The organism is Adlercreutzia sp. CNCM I-6207 (genome assembly GCF_977072305.1).
Window position 1 is genome coordinate 21,643 of sequence record NZ_CDRVLZ010000019.1, and the last position, 11,919, is coordinate 33,561.

Consider the following 11,919-nt stretch of genomic DNA (forward strand, 5'->3'; position numbering starts at 1 on the left):
CGCGCGGTCGCGAGTGAGCGCAACAAGAAGAAAGGAATGCTTCATGGCAAAGACCTCCAAGATCGCAAAGGCTCCCAAGTCCTTCAAGTCCTACGCGCTGAACAAGTGCCTTATCGGCTACGGTGTGGTGAACGGCATCATCAACGCGGCCATCTTCGCCGGCATCAACGCCGGCGCTCCCGATGCGATGTTCGGCATGCACGACATCGTGCACGACCTCGCCTTCACCGGCCTTCTCCTCGGTATGCTGCTGTTCGCCTGCGTCGTGCCGCTCACCCGCATGGATCTGCGCAAGGGCGTTTTCTCCCTGCCCGGTGCGGCGGGCGGTGCCTTTCCGCTCGTCTCCTCGTCCTACGCGGTCTCCATTCTCGGCGTGGGCGCGCTCGCCGCGGTGGTCATGACCGGTGCCGGCGCCCTTCTTTCCTTGGCATTGCCGGCCGCCGGCGCTACCGTGACCGGCATGATGTTCCTCAAGGGCCTGGTGTGCGCTTTGGGCGGCGCGGTCGCCGGCTGGTTCACCATCAGCTTCGTGGTGCGCGGCCAGCAGAAGGCCGACGAGGTGGCGGCCGCCATGGCCTCCAAGACTGCCGGGGCGGCGCTCTAGGATAGCTTGCTCGGTCCTGCGCTTGCGCCCGTCGAGATCGGTCTTGCGAAAGGCCGTTCCCGGCGGGCGCGCTTTGTTTCGAGCGAGGCGCGGGACTGCTTGTCGAAACAGGTCGGGAACGAATCGGTGGCCCGCCGATGGCAAGGTTGCCCCTAAGGTTCCTCCGTGCCCACCCTTCCGTAACGGCACTCCGGGTTTTCGCCGATGGCATCAGGGCGACGCCCATACTGAGAGGCGCCGGGCGACTTCGGCAAGTTGTGCCGGCAGACGAAGATCCCGATGAAAGGAATGCTCATGGCAAAGTCAATGGCTGGCTCGGCGCCCGCGGCGCCGACGCGGTCCGCTAAGCCGTTCAATTCATACTTACTGAATAAGTGCATCGTCGGTTACGGCATCATCAACGGCATCATCAATGCGGTCATTTTCTATCTTATGCACCTGTCCGAGCCCGAGCTCCTCTTCAGCGAGGCCGATATCTTCCATGACTTCGCGCTTACGGGGGTTCTGCTCGGCATTCTGCTGTTCGTCATCGTGGTGCCGCTCACCCGCATGGATCTGCGCAAGGGCGTTTTCTCCGGGCCGAATGTCGCCAATCTCGGCGGCGCGGCGTCTCTCGTGCCAGCAAGCTACGCTCCGGCGCTGCTCGTGGCAACGGTTGCCGCCACCGTCTCGCTGATGGGCGTCGGTGCTTTCGCCTGCGTGCTTCTGCCGCTGCCGCTTACCGTGACGGGTCTTATGCTGCTCAAGGGCCTTGTGTGCGCTTGCGCCGGTGCCGTCGCCGGGTACATCACGATCTGCTACGTCGTGCGCTCCGGCAAAAGCGAGGCCTAGGGGGCCGGTCTGCAGAGCCGCGGCGCCCTGCTTGGGACGGGCGGGGTCGGCAGAGTGCGGCGAATCGACGCCATAGGGAGACGCGGGATGTCCCGCGTCTCTTTTTTGTGTCATGGTCTCGGTGACGTGTAGCCACTGTGGGAGGGTTGTGGCATAATAGCGAACCGTGCGCTTCCGCGGCGGATTCCCGTGGCGGATCGCCGAGGAAGTGTTCGCGCGGGCGATAAGCCCGTACCGTGTCAGGAAACGATGGAGGAACTATTCGTGGAAACTAAGGTTGAGTCCCTGGAGGGCAACAAGGTCAAGGTCACCGTCACGGTGGATGCCGCCGATATCGACGGCCGCATCAAGAAAACCTACAAGGACTTCGCTCGCAAGTACAACTTCCCGGGATTCCGCAAGGGCAAGGCCCCGCGCCCGGTTATCGACAACGCGCTGGGCGCCGAGGCAGTCGTCGGCACCGTCACCGAGGAGCTGCTGAACGGCACGTGGACGGCCGCGATCGACGAGGCCAAGCTCGCCCCGGTGGGCGGCCCGGTCATGGAGACCAACGAGATCGTGAAGGCCGGCGAGCCCTACGAGTACTCCTTCACCATCGAGCTGCGCCCCGAGGTGGAGCTTACCAGCTACGAGCCCGTGGCCATCGAGATGCCCTTCGCCGAGGCCACCGATGCCGAGATCGACGAGCAGGTCGAGGCCATGGCCGAGCACTACACCGACTACGAGGACGCTTCCGCCGCCACCAAGATGAAGCCGGAGAACTACGCCGACCTCACCATGAAGGCCACCGACGCCGACGGCAACGAGATCGCCGCGCTCACGAACGAGTCCCGTCTGTACGGCCCGGGTACCGGCATGTTATCCGAGGCCTTCGACGAGGAGATCCTTGGCATGAAGAAGGGCCAGACCAAAGAGTTCACGCTCGAGGTTCCCGAGGACGAGACGGCCGTGCTTCTGGCCGGGCAGGCCGGCAAGCCTGTCACCTTCGAGGTCACCTGCAACGTGGTGAAGAAGAAGGTCACGCCTGAGGTCACCGACGAGTGGGCCAAGGAGAAGATGGGCTTCGAGTCCGTCGAGGACATGCGCGAGCGCATCAAGGAGTCGCTGAATGCGCAGAAGGGCTCGCTGATGCCGCGCATCAAGGAGAACAACATCATGGTCGAGCTGCGCGACCGCGTCGAGGGCGATGTGCCCGAGTCCCTGGTCGAGCAGGCCGAGACGTCGCTGCTCCAGGACTTCTTCGGCCAGCTGCAGCAGGCCGGCATGACCTTCGACGCCTACCTGGCCAGCCAGAACATCACGCCCGACCAGTTCAAGGCCGACCTGAAGGCCCAGTCCGCCGACCAGGTGAAGGAAGAGCTGGCGCTCGAGGCCTGGGCGCGCCACAACAACATGGAGATCACCGATGCGGACGTCACTGCCGAGTTCGCCAAGACCGGCGTTGAGGATCCCGCGGCGCTGGAGCAGGAGTGGCGCGACGCCGGCCGTCTGCACCTCATCCGCACCGGTCTTTTGCGCCAGAAGGCCATCGAGGATCTCATGGAGAACGCGAATGTGACCGAGGTGGACTTCGCCGCCAAGGCTGCCGAGGAGAAGAAGGCCGCCAAGAAGCCGGCGAAGAAGAAGGCTGCCAAGAAGGACGAGGCCGAAGAGGCCGCCGAGTAGCTTCGAACAAGATGCGCTTTCGGAAGGGCGGGCTTATCCCGCCCTTCTTGTTGGGGGTCTCCCAAAAGCGGGCTACGGGGTACAGCTCAGTCGCTCAGACAGTCCTCGCTCGGCAGAACAGGACATTTAGTCCTGTTCTGTTCGCTGCGGAACTCGCTTGGTGAGCAGCACCCCGTATCCCTTTAAGCTCTTACATTCTTCGAAGTGTTCCTAACCTGAACACCCCGTGTCTCCATCCTGTCTTCCATGCTCCCGTATGGGCGTTTTGCATTCGGGCTTGCATTGCGAACGGATGTATAGCAATATGATCTTGAACTATGTGAAGGCCGCTGCGAGCGGCCCTATTTACGAAAGCGAGGTATCTATGGGCATCGAACGTATGCAGAGCGGCCTGGTCCGCCCGAGCAACGCCCTCATCCCCTACGTCATCGAGCAGTCGCCGCGTGGCGAGCGCAGCTACGACATCTACAGCCGCCTGCTCAACGACCGCATCATCTTCCTCGGCGAGCAGATCGACGACCACGTGGCCAACTCGGTCGTGGCCCAGCTTCTGCACCTGGAGGCCACCGATCCGGACAAGGACATCTCCCTGTACATCAACTCGCCCGGCGGCTCGGTCACGGCCGGCCTCGGCATCTTGGACACCATGAACTTCATCAAGTGCGACGTGTCCACCATCTGCATCGGCGAGTGCGCCTCCATGGCCGCGGTGCTCCTCTCCTCGGGCACCAAGGGCAAGCGCTTCGTGCTGCCGAACTCCATGGTGCTCATCCACCAGCCCTTGGGCGGCGCCCAGGGCCAGCAGACGGAAATCGCCATCGTGGCCGACTTCATGCTGAAGACGCGCAAGCGCCTGAACAAGATCCTGGCCGAGAACACCGGCCAGTCCATCGAGAAGATCCAGCTCGATACCGAGCGTGACAACTACATGACCGCGGAGGAGGCCAAGGAATACGGCCTCGTCGACGAGATCATCTACCATCACGGCGCCATGCCCGGAGAGAAGAAGAGCGAATAAATTCTCATGAACCACCGTCACGACAATTACGGCCCCACTGACACCAATTACTTCTGCGCCTTCTGCGGCAAGACCGGAGACCAGGTCAACGCCATGATCTCCGGCCCTAACGGCATCTATATCTGCGACGAGTGCATCTCGGTGTGCGCCGACGCCATGATGCGGGACATGGGCTACGCCATGGCCCAGGAGGTGGAGATGCTGGAGGACGACCCGCGCCGCATGGGCTGGATGAACCCGCCGGCTGCCCAGGTCGAGCGCCAGGCCAGTCCCGTGGTCGACAACGCTCCGTCGCCGGCCGAGGTGCTGGGGGATCTCCCAACGCCTCACGAGCTGTACGCGCGCCTCTCGGAGCACGTCGTCGGCCAGGAGGAGGCCAAGCGCGCCCTTTCCGTGGCCGTCTACAACCACTACAAGCGCATCTCCATGGGCGCCGCCGCCCAGGAGGGCGACGTGGAGCTGGCCAAGAGCAACATCATGCTCATCGGCCCCACGGGCTCGGGCAAGACGCTTCTGGCCCAAACGCTCGCCCGCACGTTGAAGGTGCCCTTCGCCATCGCGGACGCCACCACGCTCACCGAGGCGGGATACGTGGGCGAGGATGTGGAGAACATCCTGCTCAAGCTCATCACCGCGGCCGATTTCGAGGTGCCCCGGGCCGAGATCGGCATCATCTATATCGACGAGATCGACAAGATCGCCCGCAAGGCCGAGAACCTTTCCATCACCCGCGACGTGTCTGGCGAGGGCGTCCAGCAGGCGCTCCTCAAAATCGTCGAGGGCTGCGAGGCCTCCGTTCCGCCCCAGGGCGGCCGCAAGCACCCCCAGCAGGAGCTCATCCCCATCGACACGACGAACATCCTGTTCATCTTGGGCGGCGCCTTCGTGGGCCTGGCCGACATCGTGGCCCAGCGCGTGGGCACCACGTCCCTCGGCTTCGCCAGCGAGCTGCCCGCCTCCAAGAAGGAGTCCGAGGCCGAGCTTCTGAAGAAGGTGCTGCCGGAGGACTTGAACAAGTACGGCATGATCCCCGAGTTCGTGGGCCGCATTCCGGTTATCACCTCCTTGAACGAGCTGTCGGAGGAGGATCTCGTCCGCATCCTCGTGGAGCCGAAGAACGCGCTCGTCAAGCAGTACACCCGCATGTTCGAGTTCGAGGACTCGCGCCTCACCTTCGAGCCTGCAGCCCTTACCGCCATCGCTCACGAGGCGGTGGAGCACGGCACCGGCGCCCGCGGCCTGCGCTCCATCTGCGAGCGCGTGCTCATGGACGTCATGTACGATTTGCCGGAGCACAACGGAGCCACCACGGTCACGGTGCGCGCGAGCGACATCGCTGGCGAGACGCGACCGGAGATCGTCGAGGTCGCCGACGCCACCGCTCAGGTGGCCCTTTCTGCCTAGGGCAGCGGGCCTTCTGTGCGATAATCGCCCAAGGCAATCTGGCGGGCGGCCGCGTGCGTGCCGCCCGCCTTGTTTTATACCGAGCATTCAGGGAAAGCGAGGGTCAAGGCAATGTCCGAGGACAAGAGGAAGTCCACCGACTACGCCGCCATGGAGCGGCCCATCTTCGAGGCGTGGAAGGACGCCGGCTACTTCCAGCGCACGCCGGGCTTCGGCGAGCACGCGGGGGAGTCCTACACCATCGTCATCCCGCCTCCGAACATCACCGGCGTGCTGCACATGGGGCACGCGCTGAACGACACCATCCAGGACGCCTGCATCCGCCGCGCCCGCATGCGCGGTTTCCAAACCCGCTGGATCATCGGCACCGACCACGCCGGCATCTCCACCCAGACCAAGGTGGACAAGCGCCTGGCCGAGCAGGGCATCTCCCGTTTGGAAATCGGCCGCGAGGCGTTCATCGAGGAATGCTACAAGTGGCGCGAGGAGTACGGCACCACCATCGTGAACCAGATCAAGGGTATGGGCTGCTCCTGCGACTACTCCGACGAGCACTTCACGCTCGAGCCGGCCTACGTGCGCGCCGTGCGGAAGCTGTTCACCGACTGGTACCACGAGGACATCATCTACCGCGGCAAGCGCATCGTGAACTGGTGCCCGCACTGCACCACGGCCATCGCCGACGACGAGGCCGAGTACGTGGACGAGGCGGGGCATCTGTGGTATCTGCGCTACCCGCTCACCGAGCCGGTGTGTGGCCTGGAGTACCTGGTCGTCGCCACCACGCGCCCCGAGACGATGCTCGGCGACACCGGCGTGGCTGTCAATCCCAAGGACGAGCGCTTCGGCCACCTTGTGGGCAAGACGGTGAAGCTGCCGCTCGTGGACCGCGAGATCCCCATCTTCGCCGACTGGCACGTGGATACCGAGTTCGGCACGGGCTGCGTGAAGGTGACGCCGTCGCATGACCCCAACGACTGGGCCATGGGGGAGCGCGCCGGCCTTGAGCGCATCAACATCTTCGACGAGACGGCCCATGTCGTGGAAGGCTACGGGAAGTTCTCCGGCATGGACCGCGACGAGGCCCGCGAGGCCATCGTGGCCGCCTTCGAGGAGCTGGGCTTGCTCGATCACGTGGAGGACCACGATCACTCCGTCATGACCTGCTACCGCTGCCATACCAAGCTGGAGCCCTGGGAGTCTGAGCAGTGGTTCGTGGCCGTGGACGCCCTGAAGGAGCCGGCGGCCCGCGTGGTGGAGGACGGCTCCATCCAGTTCCATCCCGCGCGCTGGAAACAGGTGTACCTGGACTGGCTCGCGAACCTGAAGGACTGGTGCATCTCCCGCCAGCTGTGGTGGGGCCACCGCATCCCCATGTTCTACTGCGATACCTGCGGCTGGGAGGACGCCTCGGTGGAGGAGATTGAGGTCTGCCCAGTCTGCGGCGCGCCAGTGCGCCAGGACGAGGACGTGCTGGACACCTGGTTCTCCAGCCAGCTGTGGCCCTTTGCCACCATGGGCTGGACGGAGGAGGGCATGGACGCCCCGCAGATGCGCGACGCCTACCCGACCCAGGTGCTCTCCACGGCCCGCGACATCATGGGCCTGTGGGTGGCGCGCATGGTCATGGCCTCCATGTACTGCTGCGACGAGACCATTCCCTTCGACGACGTCATCATCCACCCGACGGTCATGGCCGCCGACGGCAAGCCCATGTCGAAGAGCCGCGGCAACGGCGTGGACCCTCTGCGCCTCATGGAGGACTACGGCGCCGACGGCATGCGCTTCGGCCTGCTCATGCAGGTGACCGGCGCCCAGGATCTGAAGTTCAACGAGGCGAAGCTGGAGAGCTCCCGCAACTTCGCGAACAAGGTGAAGAACGCGAGCCGCTTCGTGCTCATGAACCTTGAGGGGTATGAGCCCGGCTCTCCCGAGCCCACCACGCCGGCCGACCGCTGGATCTTCTCGCGGCTGGCCAAGATCGTCGCTGCGGTGGACGCGGCCTACGACAATTTCGAGTTCGGTGAGATCACCCGCGAGCTGTACAGCTTCGTGTGGAACGAGTTCTGCGACTGGTACATCGAGTTCTCGAAGGCGCGCTTGGGGGCCGATGCCGATCCGGCCGACCGCGCCGTGTGCCAGCGCAACCTCGTGTTCGTGCTGGGGCAGATCCTGCGCCTTCTGCACCCCATCATGCCGTTCGTGACCGAGCAGGTCTACGGCGAGATGCCCAAGGAGGATGATGCGGCGCCGATGCTCATCGTGGCCGCCTGGCCCGATGCGGGCGAGCTCGCCGCCTACGTGGACGAGGATGCCGAGCGGGCCATTGCCATGGTGTGCGAGGTGGTCGGTGCCGTGCGTTCCACCCGGGCGCGCTACGGCATCTCCCCGAAGACGGCGCTGCCCGTGGCCGTGAAGGTGGCCGACGAGGCCGACGCCGCGCTGCTTATTGCCCAGGAGCACCTGGTGCGCCAGCTCGCCAATGTGGAGGAGTTCGACGTGGCCGTGGAGGCTTCCAAGCCCGCCGAGTCCGCCGTGGTGCTGGGAAGCGGCCTGGAGGTGTACATCGTGCTGGCGGGGCATGTGGACTTCGCCGCCGAGCGCGCCCGCCTCGTGAAGGAGCGCGAGGGCGTGGCCAAGGATGCCGCCAAATTCGAGAAGAAGCTCTCCAACCCCGGCTTCCTGGCGAAGGCGGCCCCCGAGATCGTCGAGAAGGACCGCGCCAAGCTCGCCGACCTCACCGACAAGCTCGCCCGTCTGGACGCCCAGATCGCCGAGCTGGGGTAAGCTTTTTCAATTCCGCATTACTCGTGATTTGATCCGTAGGGGGCGACCTTGGTCGCCCCTTTTCAGTTTCGTGAATCTCCCTTTTTTGGGAGGGCGGCGCAAGCGCCGCCCCTACGGAGTTTTGCAACTTCGCGCGGTGAGAATGCGCTGCGACGCGACTGCGGTCAGCGCGGGGAGCGAAACGGGACATTCTCGCGTCATTTCTGCGGTTTGGCTCTGCCGGGAAGCGCTTCCGGTACTACCAGGCTGTCCTGGGTGTGAGGGAGCTTCCCGCTGGGGACGACTACGACCGGTTGCCCGAGAGCTTCGTCGTCTTCCTGTGCAGCCAGGATCCCTTCGGGTACGACCTGCCCGTCTACCACCTCGAGCGCCGATGCGACGAGGTCCCCGAATTGCGGCTCGGGGATGCCTCGCACTGGCTCGCGCTGAACGCCCGGGCATGGGAGGACGCGCCGGGCGGCGATCTGCTCGATCTGTTAAGATATGCCCAGACGGGCAAGGCCCTGGGATCGCTCTCGCGCAAGATAGAGGCAGCGGTCGGGCGGGCCAACGAGGATCGAGAGTGGGTGGACAAGGTGTGGTCGGTGAGCACGATCGTGGAGAACGCCGCGCGGCGCGAGCGCATAAACGGCCGCATAGCCTGCGAGGAGGCGCGCGAGGAAGGTCGCCAAGAAGGTCGCGAGGAGGGTTCCGCGCGATTCGCCGCCCTGGCATCCCGGCTCATAGAGGCCGGCCGTGTCGACGACCTTGCGCAAGCGGCGTCCGATCCCGCTCGTCGCGACGAGCTCTTCCGGGAATTGGGAGTCTGAAGTTGCTCATCCTCTAACAGCAACCAATGTGCTTTCGTCTCTCGCCCTCGGCGGAATATACGGTGCGTTCGTGCAGGTGGGGTTCACTTGCTTGCAGGTTTGCTATAATGGGCCGACACGTCATCAATTGCACTCGAATCAGAAGAGGTTGATATGAGCGAGCTTCTTGCCCAGCTGTGGACGCCGGAGATGCAGGCGGCCTTTACTGTTGTCTTGGTTCTGCTGGTCATTTTGTACGTGCTTTCCATCGTGTGGGTCGTGCGCGACGCCTATCTGCGCGGCACCGCCTGGTACATCTGGGCCGTGGTGGCGCTCGTGCCGGTGCTGGGCTTGGTGGCCTACTGCTTGCTGCGCCCTCCGCTGCTCCAGCTCGATCGCGACGAGCAGGAGCTGGAGATCGCGCTCAAACAGCGCCAGCTCATGAAGTACGGCGAATGCGCCAACTGCGGCTATCCCGTAGAGGCGGACTTTGTCCTGTGCCCGAACTGCCACACGCAACTGAAGAACCTCTGCATGCGCTGCAACCACGCGCTTGAGCCCTCTTGGACGGTCTGCCCTTACTGCGCCACACCCGTGGGCGCCCCTGCTCCGCATGCCACGCGTCAGCGTCGCCCCTCCGGCCAGGCGCGTCAGAGCCGCCCGGCCAGCCAGGGCTAGGCTTTTTTCAACAAGTTAGCCTAAAGGCAGAGCCGCCCCCGTGCGGCTCTGTTTTAATAGGGGAGCATCGGAATCCCGGTGCTTCGAAACGGAGTCGGGGTAGTCAACGCCCCGGCGGAAACCGCGCAGGCGCTCTGTGCGCGCCCGGCGCGAGGAAAGGAGTTCCATGAACATCGTACTGCCCGACGGATCCGTCAAGGAGCTGGAAGAGGGCGCCACCGTCGCCGACGTGGCCGCCTCCATCGGCGCGGGGCTCGCCCGCGCGGCGCTGGCCGGCATCGTCAACGACACCCCCGTCGACTTGGACGCCGTCGTCTCCGACGGCGATTCCGTGGCCATCGTCACCGCCAAGAGCGACGAGGGCCTCGAGCTCATGCGCCATTCCACGGCCCATCTTCTGGCCGCCGCCCTCACCGATATGTACCCCGGTGTGAAGTTCGGCGTCGGCCCGGCCATCGAGAACGGCTTCTACTACGACATCGAGCTGCCCGAGGGCGTGACCGTCTCGCCGGACGACTTCGCCGCCATTGAGGCCCGCATGGCCGAGATCGCCAAGTCCGGCGCCGCCATCGTCCGTCGCGAGGTCAGCCGCGACGAGGCGCGGGAGATCTTCGCCGACCAGCCGCTCAAGCTCGAGCTCATCGACGAGCTGCCCGAGGACGAGACCATCTCCATCTACCAGCTCGGCGACTTCACCGACCTGTGCCGCGGGCCGCACGTGCCCGACACCGGCAAGCTCGGCGCCTACAAGCTCACCAAGGTGGCCGGCGCCTACTGGAAGGGCGACTCGGACAACGAGATGCTCACCCGCATCTACGGCACGGCGTTCTTCAGCAAAAAGGAGCTGGAAGAGTACCTGCACAACCTGGAGGAGGCCGAGAAGCGCGACCACCGCAAGCTCGGGCGCGAGCTGGGCATCTACATGATGGAGCCCATGGCCGGCGTGGGCCTGCCGCTGTACCTCCCTAAGGGCGCGCGCGTCATCCGCACCCTGCAGGAGTGGCTGCGCCGCGATCTGTACGAGCGCGGCTACGAGGAGGTCATCACCCCGCACATCTACAACGCGGATGTGTGGAAGACCTCCGGCCATTACGGCTTCTACCACGAGAACATGTACTTCTTCCAGATCAACGAGGGTACCGATGAGGAGCCGCGCTACTCCGAGTACGGCGTGAAGCCCATGAACTGCCCGGGGCACGTGATCATCTACAAGAACGAGCTGCACTCCTACCGCGACCTGCCGCTGCGCTACTTCGAGTTCGGCACCGTGTACCGCCACGAGATGTCCGGCGTGGTCCACGGCCTGCTTCGCGCCCGCGGCTTCACCCAGGACGACGCCCACATCTTCTGCACCAAAGATCAGGTGGTCGATGAGGTGGTCGCCATCCTGGAGCTGGTCGACTACATCATGGGCACCTTCGGCTTCACCTACGAGGCCGAGATCTCCACGCGCCCGGACAAGTCCATCGGCACCGACGACATGTGGGAGCACGCCACCGAGTCGCTGAAGGAGGCCTGCGCGCGCCGGGGTCTCGCCTACGACATCAACGAGGGCGACGGCGCCTTCTACGGGCCGAAGATCGACATCAAGGTGAAGGACGCCATCGGGCGCACCTGGCAGTGCTCCACGGTGCAGATCGACTTCAACATGCCCATGCGCTTCGGGCTGACCTACCGCACCGAGGACAACACCGAGGAGACCCCCTGGATGCTGCACCGCGCCATCTTCGGCTCCATCGAGCGCTTCCTCGGCATCCTCATCGAGCACTATGCCGGCGCGCTGCCGCTGTGGCTGGCCCCGGTACAGGTAGCCGTCATCCCCATCGCCGACCGCCACAAGGAGGCGGCGGCCGAGTTCGCCGGCGAGCTTAAGGCCGTGGGCGGCCGCGTGGAGGTCATGGATCAGAACGAGCCCATGAAGGTGAAGATCGCGAAGGCCCAGAGCCAGAAGATCCCCTACATGATCGTCATGGGCGACAAGGAGGTCGAGGAGAAGCTCGTCAGCGTGCGCGAGCGCTCGGAGGGCGATTTGGGCCAGTGGGATCGTCAGAAGTTCATCGACGTGATCAGGGATGCCGCCATCTAGACCTATAGCCAGAAACTATAGGTAACACCGCGTCAAACGCAAGGCTCCGAGGGTACAC

General features: G+C 64.6%; 9 protein-coding genes. All 9 read left to right on the forward strand.

Annotated elements, in window-relative coordinates; genetic code table 11:
* Positions 1–43: 43 nt before the first annotated feature.
* The 9 genes from ACW4QM_RS09715 to thrS all read left to right on the forward strand — a co-directional run bounded on the left by ACW4QM_RS09715 (position 44) and on the right by thrS (position 11,861).
* The gene (locus tag ACW4QM_RS09715; protein WP_161127847.1) at positions 44–604 is read left to right on the forward strand and encodes a hypothetical protein; all 561 of its coding nucleotides are present in this window, start codon (positions 44–46) and stop codon (positions 602–604) included.
* A gap of 294 nt (positions 605–898) precedes the next feature.
* On the forward strand, positions 899–1,435 hold the full coding sequence (locus tag ACW4QM_RS09720; RefSeq protein WP_022740012.1) for a hypothetical protein: 537 nt from the start codon (positions 899–901) through the stop codon (positions 1,433–1,435).
* Between the two features lie 264 nt (positions 1,436–1,699).
* Positions 1,700–3,100 (forward strand): trigger factor, encoded by a 1,401-nt coding sequence (gene tig / locus ACW4QM_RS09725; RefSeq protein WP_455798410.1) that lies wholly within the window; start codon positions 1,700–1,702, stop codon positions 3,098–3,100.
* A 379-nt stretch (positions 3,101–3,479) separates the two neighbouring features.
* Positions 3,480–4,118 (forward strand): ATP-dependent Clp endopeptidase proteolytic subunit ClpP, encoded by a 639-nt coding sequence (clpP, locus tag ACW4QM_RS09730; RefSeq protein WP_114540283.1) that lies wholly within the window; start codon positions 3,480–3,482, stop codon positions 4,116–4,118.
* A gap of 6 nt (positions 4,119–4,124) precedes the next feature.
* The gene (clpX, locus tag ACW4QM_RS09735; RefSeq protein WP_161127849.1) at positions 4,125–5,522 is read left to right on the forward strand and encodes an ATP-dependent Clp protease ATP-binding subunit ClpX; all 1,398 of its coding nucleotides are present in this window, start codon (positions 4,125–4,127) and stop codon (positions 5,520–5,522) included.
* Between the two features lie 111 nt (positions 5,523–5,633).
* A complete protein-coding gene (locus ACW4QM_RS09740) occupies positions 5,634–8,309 on the forward strand; it encodes a valine--tRNA ligase (RefSeq protein ID WP_302148269.1) in 2,676 nt (891 codons plus the stop codon).
* Positions 8,310–8,566: 257 nt separating this feature from the next.
* The gene (locus ACW4QM_RS09745) at positions 8,567–9,118 is read left to right on the forward strand and encodes a hypothetical protein (RefSeq protein WP_157011698.1); all 552 of its coding nucleotides are present in this window, start codon (positions 8,567–8,569) and stop codon (positions 9,116–9,118) included.
* 153 nt (positions 9,119–9,271) lie between these two features.
* Positions 9,272–9,775, forward strand: coding sequence for a zinc ribbon domain-containing protein (locus ACW4QM_RS09750; protein ID WP_022740006.1), 504 nt, complete (start codon positions 9,272–9,274; stop codon positions 9,773–9,775).
* Positions 9,776–9,941: 166 nt separating this feature from the next.
* Positions 9,942–11,861 carry a threonine--tRNA ligase gene (thrS, locus tag ACW4QM_RS09755; RefSeq protein WP_114548443.1) on the forward strand — a complete coding sequence of 640 codons (1,920 nt, stop codon included), beginning with the start codon at positions 9,942–9,944 and terminating at the stop codon, positions 11,859–11,861.
* Positions 11,862–11,919 lie beyond the last annotated feature (58 nt).